Annotated in this window: 16 protein-coding genes; 14 read left to right on the top strand and 2 right to left on the bottom strand. The window is 45.0% G+C overall.

Annotation, left to right across the window (positions count from 1 at the left end; translation table 11 throughout):
- The first annotated feature begins 21 nt into the window (after positions 1 to 21).
- The 7 genes from G5S32_RS09155 (at position 22) to nirD (ending at position 8,132) form a co-directional block, all read left to right on the top strand.
- On the top strand, positions 22 to 978 hold the full coding sequence (locus G5S32_RS09155; protein WP_165311727.1) for a glycosyl transferase family protein: 957 nt from the start codon (positions 22 to 24) through the stop codon (positions 976 to 978).
- Between the two features lie 152 nt (positions 979 to 1,130).
- A complete protein-coding gene (locus tag G5S32_RS09150; protein WP_165311726.1) occupies positions 1,131 to 1,718 on the top strand; it encodes an ANTAR domain-containing response regulator in 588 nt (195 codons plus the stop codon).
- Positions 1,719 to 2,008: 290 nt separating this feature from the next.
- Complete coding sequence (locus tag G5S32_RS09145; RefSeq protein WP_165311725.1) at positions 2,009 to 3,391, top strand: CmpA/NrtA family ABC transporter substrate-binding protein; 1,383 nt, start codon at positions 2,009 to 2,011, stop codon at positions 3,389 to 3,391.
- 93 nt (positions 3,392 to 3,484) lie between these two features.
- The gene (locus G5S32_RS09140; protein WP_165311724.1) at positions 3,485 to 4,453 is read left to right on the top strand and encodes an ABC transporter permease; all 969 of its coding nucleotides are present in this window, start codon (positions 3,485 to 3,487) and stop codon (positions 4,451 to 4,453) included.
- Positions 4,454 to 4,465: 12 nt separating this feature from the next.
- On the top strand, positions 4,466 to 5,293 hold the full coding sequence (locus G5S32_RS09135; protein ID WP_165311723.1) for an ABC transporter ATP-binding protein: 828 nt from the start codon (positions 4,466 to 4,468) through the stop codon (positions 5,291 to 5,293).
- Between the two features lie 14 nt (positions 5,294 to 5,307).
- Positions 5,308 to 7,788: a nitrite reductase large subunit NirB gene (nirB, locus tag G5S32_RS09130; RefSeq protein WP_165312762.1), complete on the top strand. Its 2,481-nt coding sequence runs from the start codon at positions 5,308 to 5,310 to the stop codon at positions 7,786 to 7,788.
- Between the two features lie 2 nt (positions 7,789 to 7,790).
- Positions 7,791 to 8,132 (top strand): nitrite reductase small subunit NirD, encoded by a 342-nt coding sequence (gene nirD / locus G5S32_RS09125; protein ID WP_165311722.1) that lies wholly within the window; start codon positions 7,791 to 7,793, stop codon positions 8,130 to 8,132.
- A gap of 45 nt (positions 8,133 to 8,177) precedes the next feature.
- On the opposite strand, the gene bioA is transcribed toward nirD, so the two are convergent.
- Positions 8,178 to 9,458 (bottom strand): adenosylmethionine--8-amino-7-oxononanoate transaminase, encoded by a 1,281-nt coding sequence (gene bioA / locus G5S32_RS09120; RefSeq protein ID WP_165311721.1) that lies wholly within the window; start codon positions 9,456 to 9,458, stop codon positions 8,178 to 8,180.
- A 214-nt stretch (positions 9,459 to 9,672) separates the two neighbouring features.
- On the opposite strand from bioA, the gene bioB reads away from it, so the two are divergent.
- From bioB to bioD, 4 genes are read left to right on the top strand one after another with little or no spacing between them, the layout of a single operon-like run.
- Positions 9,673 to 10,725 carry a biotin synthase BioB gene (gene bioB / locus G5S32_RS09115; RefSeq protein ID WP_165311720.1) on the top strand — a complete coding sequence of 351 codons (1,053 nt, stop codon included), beginning with the start codon at positions 9,673 to 9,675 and terminating at the stop codon, positions 10,723 to 10,725.
- Positions 10,709 to 11,863, top strand: coding sequence for an 8-amino-7-oxononanoate synthase (gene bioF, locus G5S32_RS09110; RefSeq protein WP_165311719.1), 1,155 nt, complete (start codon positions 10,709 to 10,711; stop codon positions 11,861 to 11,863). Before bioB ends, bioF begins: the two co-directional genes overlap by 17 nt.
- Positions 11,860 to 12,663 carry a malonyl-ACP O-methyltransferase BioC gene (gene bioC, locus G5S32_RS09105; protein ID WP_165311718.1) on the top strand — a complete coding sequence of 268 codons (804 nt, stop codon included), beginning with the start codon at positions 11,860 to 11,862 and terminating at the stop codon, positions 12,661 to 12,663. The genes bioF and bioC overlap by 4 nt, the downstream gene beginning before the upstream one ends.
- A complete protein-coding gene (gene bioD, locus G5S32_RS09100) occupies positions 12,660 to 13,355 on the top strand; it encodes a dethiobiotin synthase (RefSeq protein WP_165311717.1) in 696 nt (231 codons plus the stop codon). The genes bioC and bioD overlap by 4 nt, the downstream gene beginning before the upstream one ends.
- 98 nt (positions 13,356 to 13,453) lie before the next feature.
- Here bioD and G5S32_RS09095 read toward each other — a convergent pair whose 3' ends face one another.
- On the bottom strand, positions 13,454 to 13,627 hold the full coding sequence (locus G5S32_RS09095) for a hypothetical protein (RefSeq protein WP_165311716.1): 174 nt from the start codon (positions 13,625 to 13,627) through the stop codon (positions 13,454 to 13,456).
- A gap of 263 nt (positions 13,628 to 13,890) precedes the next feature.
- On the opposite strand from G5S32_RS09095, the gene htpX reads away from it, so the two are divergent.
- The 3 genes from htpX (at position 13,891) to G5S32_RS09080 (ending at position 16,102) form a co-directional block, all read left to right on the top strand.
- Positions 13,891 to 14,757, top strand: coding sequence for a protease HtpX (htpX, locus tag G5S32_RS09090; RefSeq protein ID WP_165311715.1), 867 nt, complete (start codon positions 13,891 to 13,893; stop codon positions 14,755 to 14,757).
- Between the two features lie 203 nt (positions 14,758 to 14,960).
- The gene (locus G5S32_RS09085; RefSeq protein ID WP_165311714.1) at positions 14,961 to 15,380 is read left to right on the top strand and encodes a nuclear transport factor 2 family protein; all 420 of its coding nucleotides are present in this window, start codon (positions 14,961 to 14,963) and stop codon (positions 15,378 to 15,380) included.
- Positions 15,377 to 16,102, top strand: a complete 726-nt coding sequence (locus tag G5S32_RS09080; protein WP_165311713.1) for an SDR family NAD(P)-dependent oxidoreductase — start codon at positions 15,377 to 15,379, stop codon at positions 16,100 to 16,102. The genes G5S32_RS09085 and G5S32_RS09080 overlap by 4 nt, the downstream gene beginning before the upstream one ends.
- The last annotated feature ends 11 nt before the right edge of the window (positions 16,103 to 16,113 follow it).

The raw sequence follows: 16,113 nt of genomic DNA, 5'->3' as shown, positions 1-16,113 counted from the left end.
TCAGTAAGCGATGAGGTTGTCATGAGCATAATTAAAGAGTGTATTCGAACCGTTGGACGAGGAGAGCGAGGAAGAAAGCCGCTTTCATTTGATCAAGCATTTCAGGTGATGGACGAATATCTCAGTGGCGAATTCGACGATGATCAGATGGCGATGTTACTTATGCTGATACGAGTACAGAACGAAACCAATGATGAAATTGCAGGATTTGTGAAAGCCTTTCAGTCTCGTGTTCCTAATTTGGGCGCTGATATCGACTGGCCTTGTTACGCTGGTAAACGAGCATCGGCGGGTAAACCATGGCATTTATTAGCTGCGAAAATTCTTGCCGATAACGGATTCAAAGTGCTTCTTCATGGTTATAACGACAAGCCCGCATCCCGTGAGCACGCGGAAGATTACCTGCCTACTTTCGGTATTCCAATGGCATCAGATACTGAACATGCACAGCTTTTACTTCAAACAGTCGGTATTGCTTATCTTCCATTGAACGCTTTTGCACCTCAAGCAGAGCTGATGATCAGTTGGAAGAACCGTTATGGTTTAAGAACGCCAATTAACACAGTAGTGCGCGCTCTAAACCCTGGCGGTGGCAAGATTGGGATTCGAGGAAGCTTTCATCCAGGTTTTCAACAATTGCACGCTGAAGTGGAGCATGTGATTGGTAAGACATCTCACGCCGTTATTTCGTTTAAAGGCGTCTCTGGAGAGTCCGAATACAATCCTAAAGTGAGCCAAACTGTTTGGCTGAGTCAGCCAACAGGCGTTGAGTCTTTTTATTGGCCTGAACAGTACATATCGGAAATCGAAACATTAGCGGTATGCCCGATGAAAACGCCCGCAGAAGAGATGTCGATGATGGCAAATACTGTGGTATCAACTATGGCGGCGGTACTCTTTGCCGAGCTTCATGACAGAGAGAAGGCGTTTGAAAGTGCGTACACATACTGGAAGGCTTATGTGCTTTCTCACGGATAATCTCTCTGCTCAGTATTTTATACCTATAAAGTGGTATGGATTTTTACTTAATGCCTGTAACGTATTGTTTTTAATTAAATAAAAATCAAATTTAAAACTGGTACATTCTTTGCTCAATTGAATATAGGGTTCAATGAATACAGGGAATGGTTATGTCTCTTTCAACAACGTCTCAACCAGTGATAGTTTGTAGTGATAGCATCAGTGATCAAGCGGGTCTCAGCGCTAAACTTGCTCTTCATTATGACCATATTGTTGCGTGTCAGTTGGTACAACTAGAGCAAATGGTTGGGCGTGAAAAACGCTCAACCGTGGTTGTATCTTGGCGCCAGCCAACCGCTGAACTGCGTTTGATTGTTGAATTCTGCAAGGATAAACAAGTTCCTCTTCTTGTGATTCTTAAGCAGCTAAATTCTAATGATATCAATAGACTGCCAGAGTCTAACGACTTTGTTATCCTGCCTTTTGATTCATCTTTTGACCTAAAGCCTTGGATAGAGTATTCCGTTCAGGTTCGCGAAAAAAGCATAGCGCTGCAAAAAGAAATTCATCAGCTCACTTCTAAGTTAGAAGAGAGAAAATGGATTGAAAAAGCCAAAGGGCTATTGATGAGAATGCATGCTCTTGATGAAGAGAATGCTTACCGCGTATTAAGAAGTTCAGCGATGCAATCGAGCCTAACCATGGCGCAGGTCGCAAAGAATGTGATTCATACCTTTGATAGTATTAGTGCTAATTAATACTTTGGGGGTAGAGGAAAATTGTTCATTTGGTGCAGGTTGCACTTAGAAATGCAGATTAATCCTCATAAAAATAAGTGTTGTGTTTTAAGTGATTGAAAAATAGTAACTATAAAAATTGGCATATAAATTGGATTACTATTTTTAGACAAAATTTGGTGTAAGTTGTGAAACTTATGTTCTGACATCATCAACGGCGGTGATGAAAGAAATAGCAAAGGCGCTACTGCTCATTCGGGCAGTAGCGCCTTTTTGTTTTTGGGTTCGTTATAAGGAAAGGGAGTATTGCTATGCAATATATCAAGCCATGGATGCGCACTTTAGTGCTAGGCGCTTCACTTGCAACTTCAGCTTCACTGATCAGTACCCATGCGTACGCACAAATCGGTGAGCCTGAAATTGAAGACTTAAAATTTGGCTTTATTAAGCTGACGGATATGGCTCCACTTGCTGTGGCTTATGAGCAAGGCTTTTTCGAAGATGAAGGCTTGTACGTTACTTTGGAAGCTCAAGCAAACTGGAAAGTGTTATTGGATCGCGTCATTGACGGTGAGTTAGATGGCGCTCACATGCTGGCGGGTCAGCCTCTAGGCGCCACTATTGGTATTGGGACCAAGGCAGAAATTGTTACCGCATTTAGCATGGATTTGAATGGCAATGCCATTACCGTATCCAACAACACTTGGGAGCAGATGAAGCCATTTCTTGCTAAAGAAAGTGACGGAAAAATTGCTCACCCAATTAAAGCGGATGCTTTAAAGCCGGTAGTGACGAAATATCGCGACCAAGGTAAATCGTTCAATATGGGTATGGTATTCCCAGTTTCTACACATAACTACGAGTTACGTTACTGGCTAGCCGCTGGTGGCATCAATCCAGGCTATTACGCTCCGGCTACAGGTGATAATAGTGGTCAGCTAAAAGCGGATGTTTTGCTGAGTGTGACACCACCTCCTCAAATGCCATCAACGATGGAAGCGGGCACCATTGAAGGTTACTGCGTCGGTGAACCGTGGAACCAACAAGCAGTGTTCAAAGGTATCGGTGTTCCTGTTGTCACGGATTACGAGATCTGGAAAAACAACCCAGAGAAAGTTTTCGGTGTATCAAAAGCTTGGGCTGAAAAGTACCCGAATACCCATTTACGTGTAGTAAGAGCGCTAATTCGTGCGGCGTATTGGTTGGACGAAAATAACAACGCCAACCGCCAAGCAGCCGTGAATCTGTTAGCGAAAAGCCAATACGTAGGTGCGGATGCAGAAGTGATTGCCAACTCAATGACAGGTACGTTTGAGTACGAGAAAGGCGATAAGCGTGAAGTGCCAGATTTCAACGTATTCTTCCGCCACAACGCAACTTACCCATATTACAGCGATGCGATTTGGTATCTAACACAGATGCGCCGCTGGGGACAAATTCCAGAGCAGAAAACGGATGACTGGTACATGCAAGTTGCTAAGGAAGTTTATCGTCCAGACATCTATCAACAGGCCGCTCAATCTCTGATTGAAGATAGCACCCTAACTGCGAAAGATTTTCCTGATTTCAACAAAATGGATGGGTTCCGCGAGCCGCAAAAACACTTTATCGACAACATCGTTTATGACGGTCATCAGCCAAATGCATATCTAGAGAAGTTCTCTATTGGCTTGAAAGGTAAAGACAAAGTTTAAGTGTCAGTCTTGGAGGCACTTAGGTGCCTCCAAGCAAAAAGATTCACATGGAAGTCGTAGGGCGAACAGACCCTAAAAGCCAAGGAGTTTGCTATGTCGAGCAATGTTATTTCACTGATTCCGAGCCGCACACAGGTTGTCAGCCGCAGCAAAATGTTGCTATGGCCATTACTGGGAATCTGCTTTTTTCTGATGTTCTGGCATTTGGCTGCCAAACAGGTCGAGACCTCATTGGGCGCTCTGCCTGGGCCGGTGCAAACTTTTACTCAGTTTACCAACCTGATTGATGAACATTTACAGGAGCGTGAAAAAGAGCACGCTTTTATCGAAAAACAACACAAGCGCAATGAAGCCAAACTGGCGAAGGATCCAAATGCAGAAGTGAAGATTCGCCCGTACACAGGTAAACCAACCTTTTTTGACCAGATCGGTACCAGCCTTGTAACTGTGGCGGCGGGATTTATGTTGGCTTCGGTTATCGCGATTCCGCTTGGCATCGTACTGGGTCTTAACCAAGGGATGTATCAAGCGTTTAACCCAATTATTCAACTGCTTAAACCGGTATCACCACTCGCTTGGTTGCCTATTGTGACCATGGTGGTGAGTGCGACATATGTCAGTGATGACCCGTTGTTTGCGAAATCTTTTGTGAATTCTCTATTTACCGTTGCGCTTTGTAGCTTGTGGCCAACGCTGATCAACACTGCTGTGGGCGTGACCAGTGTGGATAAAGACCTGTTGAACGTAAGTAAGGTGTTACGCCTTTCTTGGTGGGCACACATTCGTACTATCGTACTGCCGTCAGCCATTCCAATGATTTTCACCGGATTACGTCTCTCTCTTGGTATCGCTTGGATGGTTTTGATCGCCGCTGAAATGTTGGCGCAAAACCCAGGCTTAGGAAAATTTGTGTGGGATGAATTCCAAAATGGCAGCTCAGCTTCTCTGGGCAGAATCATGGTGGCGGTATTTGTGATTGGTTTTATCGGTCTGCTACTCGACAGAGGCATGCTCAAACTGCAAAAACGCCTGTCTTGGAACAAACAACAAGAGCTTCGCTAAGGGAGAATTCTCATGTCAAAAGCATTTTTAGATTTATCACAACTCGGCATGCGTTTCCCAACGCCACAAGGTGAATTTGTGGCTCTGAAAAACGTCAATCTTCAGATTCAAAAGGGCGAGTTTGTATCATTAATTGGGCATTCAGGCTGCGGTAAGTCAACAGTATTAAACCTCGTGGCTGGGCTGCATAACCCGACCGATGGAGGGGTAATTCTGGACGGGCGTGAAGTTGATGGCCCAGGGCCAGAGCGTGCTGTTGTGTTCCAGAACCACTCTTTATTGCCTTGGCTAACCGTTTATCAAAACGTTGAACTGGCTGTTAAGCAAATCGCTAAGGGTAAGTCAAAAAGTTGGGTCAAAGAGCAGGTGGACCACTATCTGAATCTGATTCAAATGGATCACGCGGCAGATAAAAAACCTGATGAAATTTCAGGCGGCATGAAACAGCGCGTAGGTATTGCTAGAGCGTTGGCTTTGCAGCCAAAAGTGTTGCTTATGGATGAGCCGTTTGGTGCTTTGGATGCGTTAACACGTGCTCGTCTACAAGACGCCACCATGGAAATTCAGGCTGAATTGAACAATACCGTCATCATGATTACTCACGATGTGGATGAAGCGGTACTGCTATCAGACAAGATCATCATGATGACTAATGGTCCTGCTGCAACTGTGGGCGAAGTGCTTGAGATTGAACTACCAAGACCTCGTGATCGAGTGGCATTAGCGGACAACCCGACGTATCAAAAATATCGTCAATCTGTACTGCGCTTTTTGTATGAAAAGCAAACGAAAACTGAGGCAGCTCAAAAGGTTGCTGCTCCTATGGCAAAAACGGCTTAAGGAAGAATCTCATGATGGAACATATCGTTATTGTCGGCAATGGAATGGTTGGACATCACCTAGTTGCTAAATTGGTCGAGCAGCAAGCTCATTTGGAAAAACGTATTACGGTTATTGGTGAAGAGCGTTTCATCGCTTATGACCGAGTTCAACTGTCATCGCTGTTCTCTGGCAAGTCACACGAAGACTTAATGCTGAGCAGTGAAGAGTGGTATCAAAAACACGGAATCAATTTGATTTTGGGCAGTGAAGTAACCGCCATTAACCGTGTACAGAAAAGCATCATCTTAGATGGTGATGATGTGTTGGGTTATGACACGCTTGTGCTAGCCACCGGTTCTTATCCATTTGTACCGCCAGTGCCAGGGTATGAGCGTGACGGTATCTTTGTCTATCGTACACTCGATGATTTGTCATCGATCCGCAGTGCTTGTGATAAAGCAAAAACTGGCGCGGTGATTGGCGGTGGTTTGCTTGGTCTTGAAGCGGCGAACGCATTGCGTCTTCTCGGTGTGGAAACACACGTTATTGAGTTTGCGCCTCGCTTAATGCCTGTCCAACTAGACGATGGGGCAGGTTCGGTTCTGAAAGAGAAAATCGAAAAACTGGGTCTAAAAGTGCACACATCAACGGCAACAGAAAAGATCATTGATGGTGAAACAGCGAAGCACCGTATGGTGTTTAAAGATGCACAACCTCTTGAAGTGGATGTGATTGTCTTCTCAGCTGGTATTCGCCCGCAGGATGCTCTTGCTCGTCAGTCTGGACTCGAGATTGGAGAGCGCGGTGGTATCGTCATTAATGACAGCTGCCAAACCAGTGATGCAAACATTTACGCGATTGGTGAATGTGCACTTTGGCAACAACGTATCTTCGGTCTGGTTGCACCGGGATATGCAATGGCGCGTGCGGTTGCTGGACAAATTATGGGACAAGGTGGTGATTTCACTGGCGCAGATATGAGTACCAAACTCAAACTTCTGGGTGTAGATGTGGCATCGATTGGCGATGCGCAAATGCAAACCGAAGGTGCTCAAGAGTTAGTACTTCAAGATACCTGCAGCGGTAGTTACAAAAAACTGGTGGTTGACCAAAGTGGTACTCAGCTTTTAGGTGCAATTCTTGTCGGTGATAACTCTGATTACGACGCGCTATTACAAGCGTACTTAAACAAAACGGTATTGCCAGAGCATCCGGCTTATTTGCTGTTTGATACTTCATCGCTCAGTGGCGAAGTATCAGACGATACTATGATCTGTTCTTGTCATAACGTGACGAAAGGTACGCTAGTAAAAGCCATTCATGCAGGCGCCGTTGAACTGAATGACTTGAAAGCGGTAACCAAAGCAGGTACTGGCTGTGGCGGCTGTTCTAGCATGGTGAAATCCGTTCTCGATGCAGAGTTGGTCGCTATGGGTATGGAAGTGAACAATCACGTTTGTGAGCACTTTGAGTATTCGCGCCAAGAGCTCTTCCACATCTGTCAGGTAGAAGAGATTAAAGACTTCGATACTTTGCTGGAAAAACATGGTCATGGTTTAGGGTGTGATTTATGTAAACCAACAGCGGCGTCAGTTTTCGCTTCGCTATGGAACGAACATATTATGGAACCGAAACTCAGTCGTTTGCAGGATACCAATGACGCTTTCATGGCAAACATGCAGAAAGACGGGTCTTACTCGATTGTTCCTCGTGTTCCGGGGGGTGAAATTACGCCGGACAAACTGATTGTTCTGGGTGAAGTGGCTAAGAAATACGACCTTTACACTAAGATCACTGGTGGACAGAGGGTCGATCTGTTTGGTGCGCAAATGGAACAGTTACCTGAAATCTGGCGTGAACTGATTAACGCAGGTTTTGAAACTGGACATGCCTACGGTAAATCACTACGTACTGTGAAGTCTTGCGTTGGTTCAACATGGTGTCGCTACGGTGTGGACGATTCCGTCGGCTTGGCGATTGAGTTAGAAAACCGTTACAAGGGTCTACGTTCACCACACAAACTCAAATTTGCTGTATCGGGTTGTACTCGTGAATGTGCCGAAGCACAAAGCAAAGATATTGGTGTGATAGCAACTGAAAATGGTTGGAACCTTTACGTTTGTGGTAACGGTGGTATGCGTCCACGTCACGCAGATCTGCTGGCATCCGACCTTTCAAAAGAGCAGCTAATTGCACTGATTGACCGTGTCCTTATGTTCTATGTTCGTACTGCCGATAAATTGCAACGTACATCGGTATGGCTGGAGAACTTAGAGGGTGGATTGGACTACCTAAAACAAGTGGTCATCGATGACTCTCTAGAGTTGTGTGAACAGTTAGAGCAGCAGATGTCCCATGTGATCAATTCTTACCAATGTGAGTGGAAGAGTACGGTGGAATCCGAAGAAAAATTGCGTAAATTCCGCCCATTTATTAACCACCAAGAGGGAAGCATGGCTCTGCCATATCAACGTATACGCGAACAGCGCATCCCAGTAGTTCAGGAGCTTTAATCATGATGGAACGTATTTGTAAACTGGATGACTTAATGCCTTTGCAAGGGTGTGGCGCTTTGATTGGCGGTGAACAAGTCGCGCTGTTTTTTGTTCCCCATACGGAGCAGCAAGTCTTTGCGGTACAAAACTGGGATCCAATTGGACAGGCAAACGTAATTAGCCGAGGCATTGTGGGTGATGTAAAAGGAGAGCTTTGTGTGGCTTCTCCTCTTTACAAGCAGCACTTTAAACTTGAAACCGGTGAGTGCGTAGAAAAACCAGAATTTCAGTTAAAAACGTGGTCCGTGTTTATCAAAGAAGGAGAAGTGTATCTAGCAAGCTCAAATGTTGTTGCTGCTTAACCACACTTTGGTTAAACGCCATGGATTCAAACCCATGGCGTTTTTTTATTGATTAAAACACTCGGGTGTATTTAGCGCAGACTTAATCGCCGTGAGCAATTTATTGAGGTGCTCAGGCTGACTAATGTAAGGTGGCATGATGTAAATCAGGCGTCCGAAAGGTCGAATCCATACTCCCAATTCGACAAACAGCGCCTGTATGATTTCCATATTGACTGAGTGATGTGTCTCTATCACACCAATCGCGCCTAAATATCGCACCTGTTTCACTTGCTCAAAGGCTTCGAACTTCACTAATTCCTTAGCAAAGAAAGATTCGATCTGTTGTACTTGCTGCTTCCACTTCCCGCTTGCGATGATATCTAGGCTGGCAGAAGCCACTGCACAGGCTAGGGGATTGCCCATGAAAGTGGGTCCGTGCATAAAGCAACCCGCTTCGCCACCACAAACCGTATCGGCGACTTTCTTGGTTGTGAGGGTAGCGGAAAGTGTCATGTACCCCCCCGTTAGTGCTTTCCCTAGGCACAATATGTCCGGTTGGACTTCTGCATGTTCACACGCAAACAGTTTCCCAGTACGACCAAAGCCGGTCGCAATTTCATCCAGTATCAACAGTAGGTTGTACTCGTCACAAAGCTGTCTAACTCGGCGTAGAAATTCAGGGTGATAGATACGCATCCCCCCTGCGCCTTGTACGATTGGCTCTAATATCACAGCAGCTAGCTGTGAGTGATGCTGGGCTATTTTCTCCCGAAAATCATCGATGTCGGATTCATCCCAAGGCTGCCAAAAACCACCTTGAGGTGACTGAGCAAAGATATGTTGTGGCAGAAAACCTTTATAGAGGTTGTGCATCGAATTATCAGGGTCAGTCACCGACATAGCGGCAAAGGTATCACCATGATAACCATGACGCAGCGTAAGGAATTTTGAGCGGCTTTCGCCTTTGGCGTGCCAATACTGCAAAGCCATTTTCAGGCTTACTTCGACCGCCACTGAACCAGAATCAGCCAGAAAAACGTGCTGCAAATTGTTAGGCGCTATGGCAAGCAGCTTTTTACATACATCAATCGCAGGTTGATGAGTAATTCCGCCGAACATCACGTGTGACATCTTATTGATTTGGTCGTGGGCTGCTTGATTGAGCTCTGGATGATTGTAGCCATGAATTGCCGACCACCACGAAGACATACCATCCACCAGCGCCGTTTCATCTTCCAAATACAGGTAAACACCTTGTGAATGACTCACTGGATAGCAGGTCAGAGGTGTGAGAGTTGAAGTATAGGGATGCCAGATGTGCTGGCGATCAAAGGCTAAATCCATGCTATAAACTCGCAAATAAAATGATTAATAAATAATCTAACGTAAACTTTATGATCTTCGTTGTGTTGACAGTCTATCGTGTGTCGTTAGACTAACCAAGCATAAATGCCTAGATATGTTCGGATTTTGTTCGAGCAGGTAAGTGGAAACTCGCTAAGTAAATAGGTGCCACGCGCAGTCAGGCAAACAACAATAATTTTGATAAGGATTACACGTGGAAGTTCGTCATAACTGGACTGTGTCTGAAGTAAAGGCACTGCTTGAAAAACCATTCATGGATCTGCTGTTTGAAGCTCAGTTGGTTCATCGTCACTATCAGCCTCATAACTATGTCCAAGTAAGTACTCTGCTTTCCATCAAAACAGGTGCTTGTCCGGAAGATTGCAAATATTGCCCTCAAAGTGCGCATTACCGCACCGACGTAGAAAAAGAGCGTTTAATGGAAGTAGAGCGTGTGCTTGATGCAGCGCGTAAGGCGAAAAATTCAGGCTCGACTCGATTCTGTATGGGTGCGGCTTGGAAAAATCCAAAGAGCAGAGATATGCCTTATCTGAAGGAGATGATTTCTGGCGTTAAGAATATGGGATTAGAAACCTGTATGACACTTGGCATGCTGAATGCAGATCAGGCTAATGAACTGGCTGAAGCTGGGCTTGATTACTATAACCATAACCTCGATACCTCGCCTGAATACTACGGAAACATCATTACTACCCGAACCTATCAAGACCGCTTAGATACCCTTTCACATGTTCGTGATGCGGGAATGAAGATCTGTTCTGGTGGCATTATCGGTATGGGTGAAAGCACTAACGACAGGGCAGGTTTGTTGGTCGAACTGGCTAACTTATCGGTTCAGCCAGAAAGCGTGCCAATTAACATGCTGGTGAAAGTGAAAGGCACACCGCTTGAAGATGTGGAGGATGTAGAACCTTTTGATTTCATCCGCCTCATTGCTGTGGCTCGTATCATGATGCCTAAGTCGGCAGTTCGACTGTCTGCGGGTCGTGAAAAAATGAATGAGCAAATGCAAGCTCTGTGTTTTATGGCGGGCGCTAACTCAATTTTCTATGGCTGCAAGTTGTTAACGACACCAAACCCAGCCGAAGACAGCGATATGTTGCTATTTAATAAGCTGGGCATTAATAGTCAGCAAGTCGTTCAGAAGCCTGATGAGATTGCAGAAAACGAACTGTTGGATCGTGTTGTAGAACGTGTAGCGTCTCGCCCAACGGCAGACGATTTATTCTATGACGCTACAGTTTAAATCTCGCGTTCAAGGGGCATTGCTGGAAAGGGAAAACTTGGGACTAACGCGCTCACTGAATGTGTTAGATGCTGGTAATCAAGTTTCGACTCGTTGTGGTGATGCCCTGTTTGTTAACTTCTCCAGCAACGATTATCTAGGTTTAGCTTCGGATAAAGAGCTGGTGGAAGCGTGGCAAAAAGGGCTGGATATTTACGGCGCTGGTAGTGGTGCATCCCCTTTGGTTACAGGTTTTTCTCCGGCACACGCTAGTTTGGAGAATGCGCTTTGTGAATGGCTAGGGTTTGAAAGAGCAGTGTTGTTTGGTTCGGGTTTTAGCGCCAATCAAGCGTTGCTTTTTGCTCTGATGCGCAAAGGAGACCTGTTACTGCAAGATAAGCTGAATCATGCATCTTTAATGGAAGCTGGAATGCTGTCTGAAGCAACAATGAAGCGCTTCAAGCACAACGATGTTCAACACCTCTCTAAGCTACTTTCGGGTGATGAAAATACACTGGTGGTAACGGAAGGGGTGTTTAGCATGGATGGCGATTTGTCGCCGCTTACCTATATCCATCACATCACTCGCAATAACGCATGGTTAATGGTTGATGATGCTCACGGCGTTGGCGTTCTCGGTGAATACGGTGCAGGCAGTTGTAATTCCGTGGGTATCAAACCAGAAATATTAGTGGTGACTTTTGGCAAGGCTTTTGGGCTGTCTGGAGCCGCTATTTTATGTAGCGCAGAATTGGGTAACTACCTCACGCAGTTTGCTCGTCACCACGTTTATTCAACAGCCATTCCTCCTTCTCAGGCGTTCGCGATCACTCATGCTATTGGCATGATACAAACGCAAGAGTGGCGTCGAGAAAAACTGAGAGAGCTTTCCATCGTGTATGACGAACAGCTTCAGTCTGTAGAAGGCTATGTGAAAACCGCTACTCCGATCAAACCTTTCATCTTAGGCACTGCTGAGAAGGCTATAAACGCCTCATGCCAATTAAAAAATGAGGGATTTTGGATGACGGCTATCCGCCCACCTACTGTTCCTGAAGGAGCAGCAAGACTACGTATTACGTTAACAGCGAATCACAGTGTCCAAGATGTTTCGAAGCTAGCTTGCGCTTTGATCAAGACCATGGAGTCGACGTTATGAGCGAACTGGCTTTTAAACCTGAATTTGAAATCAAAGACAAAAGCGCCATATCACAAGCGTTTAGCAAGGCTGCAGCTAGCTATGACAAACATGCTGCATTTCAGCGTGATGTCGGTCATCGTCTCTTGCAAAAGCTACCTGCGGACTTAACTGGGCTTCGTGTTCTCGATCTGGGTTGCGGGACTGGGTATTTCTCGCATCAATTAAAGTGTTTAGGCGCAACTGTTGTTTGCGCTGATCTCTCGCCAGCGATGTTAGAACAAGCTCAACTGCGTTGTGGCGATGATGCTATGACTTACGTACTCGCAGATGCGGAGTCTTTGCCGTTTAGCGATGGTGATTTTGACATTGTTTTTTCTAGCTTAGCTTTGCAGTGGTGTGATGACTTGTCTGTTCCGCTTAGTGAAATACGCCGAGTGCTCAAACCATTAGGGCGAGCCTATTTTTCGACTTTACTTGATGGTTCATTGATTGAACTTAAACGGTCGTGGGCGAAAATTGATTTTCATCAACATGTTAACGACTTCATCTCATTCAATCAGGTAAAAATTGCGTTAGCGCAAGCCGAGATCTCAAAGCATCACTTAAACTCACCCTCAATGATTGTTTGGTATGACACTGCTTTTGAATTAATGCGCGATTTAAAGGGCATCGGAGCGAATCATATTCATTCAAGAACTCAGGGGTTGACGGGGAGGCGGGCACTGACTCGAGTAGAGCAGGCCTATGAGCAATTTCGAAGTCAGCAAGGTTCTTTACCTGCAACGTATCAGGTTTGTTTAGGGGTAATTTATCGATGATAAATGCATTATTTATTGCGGGTACGGATACCGATGTTGGTAAAACAGTGGCTTCAAAAGCGATATTGCAAGCAATTGCCAGTAAAGGCTTTACAACCATTGGCTATAAGCCAGTCGCCGCAGGATGTGAGAGAACAGAGCAAGGGTTACGAAACTCAGATGCGCTGCATCTCATGAAAGTGGCAACACAAGAAATGCCGTATGAAGACGTCAATCCATACGCGCTAGAACTTGCTGCATCTCCACACATTGCAGCAAAACATGAGAACTTGACTATCGACTACAAGGTGCTGAGTGACAAACTGGATTACCTGAAAACCAAAGCTGATACAGTTTTGGTAGAAGGTGCGGGTGGCTGGAGAGTGCCAGTGTCCGATACAGATTGTTTATCATCTTGGGTTAAACAAGAAAAACTGCCAGTCGTGCTTGTTGTCGGCGTAAAACTAGGCTGCCTCAGCCACGCCATTCTAACAGCAGAGAGCATTGAAGCTGATGGTTTAAATATTGTTGGCTGGGTAGCGAACCGCATTAACCCAGGTACCGAACATTACGCTGAAATTATTGAGATACTGGAGTCTCGAATCAAAGCGCCTAAATTGGGTGAGATTCCATATGTACCGAGTGCTAAACGTAGCGAACTCGGTAAATACATTAATCTTGAACCTTTGATGGAAAAAGAACTGGCTTATTAACCTTGCTCAATAAGCAGAAACTGAAAACAAGAAAGGCTGCATAATGCAGCCTTTCTTTTATCTAGTCTGAACTAATCAGATAGATGAATTCTGTTTGCTTACATGTCTTGACCCAAGCCAAGCATCGCAAATGCTTGTTGAGTTTCAGCGATATGTTGTTGGATTGATTGTTCTTGACCAATACCCAATTGCAACTTCGCTTCTTCTTCAGTTAGACCTAAGTGGCAGCGTAGTAAGTCGATTGCCATTTTGTAGCTTTGAGCTTCAGCCATGATGATATCCTTCGTTATGATGTCTCTCTCACTGCTCGAAATTTAGTCTCTTTCGACTTTCACCTCAATACGACAAAAGTCTAACTTTGTAGAGATCGGATCTGTTTACATCTTGGACACATAATTGACATTAAATGTTTCAATTTAGCGCTTAACCTTGTTTTTTAAATCGCAGACACTATGTATTAGAGAACTCCTAAAACCTTTGAACTAAGTCAAAGCGTTTTGGGCTCACGAACAGCTTTCCTCAACGGAGATAATTAATGAAGCGAATATTGTTATTCTTGGCAACGAACCTTGCGGTTGTAATGGTTCTGAGTGTTGTTTTGAATATTGTTTATGCCACTACAGGAATGCAGCCGGGTAGTTTATCTGGACTGCTCGTTATGGCAGCCGTGTTTGGTTTCGGCGGTTCATTTATTTCACTCTTGATGTCTAAGAGGATGGCTCTGAGTTCTGTGGGTGGTGTTGTTATTGAAAACCCACGTAACGAAATGGAGCACTGGCTGCTAGAAACAGTGAAACGTCAGTCACAACAAGCGGGTATTGGTATGCCTACGGTTGCCATTTATGACTCTCCAGACATGAATGCTTTCGCGACCGGTGCAAAGCGTGACGATTCATTAGTGGCTGTGTCTACTGGGCTGCTACACAATATGACGCGTGATGAAGCGGAAGCGGTACTCGCGCATGAAGTGAGCCACATTGCCAACGGTGATATGGTGACGATGACTCTGATGCAGGGCGTAGTGAACACCTTCGTCATCTTCCTGTCTCGCTTTATTGCTAACATCATTGCTTCACGTAACAGTGATGAAGAAGGGCAAGGCAGCAATATGATGGTGTACTTCGGCGTCTCTATGTTCCTTGAATTGGTACTAGGCTTCCTAGCAAGCTTTATTACCATGTGGTATAGCCGTCATCGTGAGTTCCATGCGGACGCAGGCGCAGCGAAGCTTGTGGGTAAGCACAAGATGATTGCTGCTCTAGAACGCCTAAAAATGAGCTACGAACCTCAATTAGAAGGTTCAATGATGGCGTTTGGTATCAACGGTAAGCGCACTATGACTGAGCTGTTGATGAGTCATCCACCATTGGATAAACGTATTGCGGCGCTACGCAATTCTTAATCTGCAAATGAACTAATACTTTAAGCCAGCTTTCAAGCTGGCTTTTTTACGTCTTTAGTTTGGTTCACTTTTCCCCATTACAAAAACGACGCTAAAAAATTCTTACAAAAAGTTGTACAAATATTTTTTTGTACAACTTTTCTTTGTGCGCTATTCTAACTCTTAACTTATACGGAAAAATATTTTGTACAGGTTTTGTGGGTATGGATATTCAGGTTGTCGCTCAGTTCTATCAAAAGCTCGATAAAAGTAATCTGCATTTGCTGGCGGAGGTGTATCACCACGATGTGGTGTTTGAAGATGCTGCGCATCGCATCGAAGGACTCGCGTTGCTGGAAGATTACTTTCATAGCCTCTATGAAAATGTAGAACGTTGCCAATTTACTATCCATACCATGCACCAAGCCGATGGAGATGGCTTTCTCGCGTGGACGATGCATTTACAACATCCCAAGCTATCTGGAGGCAAGCAAATAGATGTGAGAGGGATGACGCATCTGCAATTTTCCGAACACAAGGTGATTTATCACAGGGATTATTTTGATCTCGGTGAGATGCTCTACGAGCACTTGCCTTTGTTAGGTGGGCTCATACGTGCCATTAAACGGAGGCTAGGAAAATGACTTCTGTTTTGATTACGGGCGCCACATCAGGAATTGGTCGACAGCTAGCCATAGATTATGCAACTCGCGGTTGGAATGTGATCGCTTGTGGTCGTAACAAAGATGTGCTGACAGAGTTATCTGAAAAGTTCGCAAATATCGATAGCTGCGACTTCGATGTGACAGACCGAATGCAAACAGTGAATACGTTACGAACATTACCTTGGATACCTTCACTCTGGATTTTGAACGCGGGTAATTGCGAGTACATCGATAACGGGAAAATGGACGCCAAATTGGTGGAGCGGGTTTTTCAAACCAATGTGTTTGGTTTAACAAACATAATCGAAGCTATTGAGCCCCACTTAATGTCAGGGCAACGAGTCGCCATAGTAAGTTCGATTGCCAGTGAGCTCGCTTTGCCAAGAGCCGAAGCTTATGGCGCATCCAAAGCCGCAGCAGGATATATCGCCCGCTCATTGCGTCTGGATTGGCGTGAGAGAGGAGTAGAAGTGTCTACCATTTTCCCTGGTTTTGTCGATACGCCTCTTACGGCAAAGAACACTTTTTCGATGCCTATGCTCATCACCGTGGAACAAGCATCGAAAGCGATTCAAAACGGTTTAGATAAAGGCCTAGCGAACATTTATTTCCCCAAACGATTTACGTGGATTTTAAGAGCACTAGGCGCACTACCTTACTCATGGCAACACGCTATTACGGGTTTGCTATTTAAGTCTTAAAAGGAAAATAA

The organism is Vibrio ziniensis (assembly GCF_011064285.1).
GTDB classification, from domain to species: domain Bacteria; phylum Pseudomonadota; class Gammaproteobacteria; order Enterobacterales; family Vibrionaceae; genus Vibrio; species Vibrio ziniensis.
The sequence above is the reverse complement of the archived record's forward strand: the minus strand, read 5'-3'. Positions and strand labels throughout refer to the sequence as shown.

Excerpts from the sequence above, each read along its gene's own strand:
- nirD (WP_165311722.1), top strand. The coding sequence starts at position 7,791 with ATGATGGAACGTATTTGTAAACTGGATGACTTAATGCCTTTGCAAGGG.
- G5S32_RS09095 (WP_165311716.1), bottom strand. The coding sequence starts at position 13,627 with ATGGCTGAAGCTCAAAGCTACAAAATGGCAATCGACTTACTACGCTGC.
- bioC (WP_165311718.1), top strand. The coding sequence starts at position 11,860 with ATGAGCGAACTGGCTTTTAAACCTGAATTTGAAATCAAAGACAAAAGC.
- G5S32_RS09140 (WP_165311724.1), top strand. The coding sequence starts at position 3,485 with ATGTCGAGCAATGTTATTTCACTGATTCCGAGCCGCACACAGGTTGTC.
- htpX (WP_165311715.1), top strand. The coding sequence starts at position 13,891 with ATGAAGCGAATATTGTTATTCTTGGCAACGAACCTTGCGGTTGTAATG.
- G5S32_RS09145 (WP_165311725.1), top strand. The coding sequence starts at position 2,009 with ATGCAATATATCAAGCCATGGATGCGCACTTTAGTGCTAGGCGCTTCA.
- G5S32_RS09085 (WP_165311714.1), top strand. The coding sequence starts at position 14,961 with ATGGATATTCAGGTTGTCGCTCAGTTCTATCAAAAGCTCGATAAAAGT.
- bioA (WP_165311721.1), bottom strand. The coding sequence starts at position 9,458 with ATGGATTTAGCCTTTGATCGCCAGCACATCTGGCATCCCTATACTTCA.
- G5S32_RS09080 (WP_165311713.1), top strand. The coding sequence starts at position 15,377 with ATGACTTCTGTTTTGATTACGGGCGCCACATCAGGAATTGGTCGACAG.
- G5S32_RS09155 (WP_165311727.1), top strand. The coding sequence starts at position 22 with ATGAGCATAATTAAAGAGTGTATTCGAACCGTTGGACGAGGAGAGCGA.
- nirB (WP_165312762.1), top strand. The coding sequence starts at position 5,308 with ATGGAACATATCGTTATTGTCGGCAATGGAATGGTTGGACATCACCTA.
- G5S32_RS09135 (WP_165311723.1), top strand. The coding sequence starts at position 4,466 with ATGTCAAAAGCATTTTTAGATTTATCACAACTCGGCATGCGTTTCCCA.
- G5S32_RS09150 (WP_165311726.1), top strand. The coding sequence starts at position 1,131 with ATGTCTCTTTCAACAACGTCTCAACCAGTGATAGTTTGTAGTGATAGC.
- bioF (WP_165311719.1), top strand. The coding sequence starts at position 10,709 with ATGACGCTACAGTTTAAATCTCGCGTTCAAGGGGCATTGCTGGAAAGG.
- bioD (WP_165311717.1), top strand. The coding sequence starts at position 12,660 with ATGATAAATGCATTATTTATTGCGGGTACGGATACCGATGTTGGTAAA.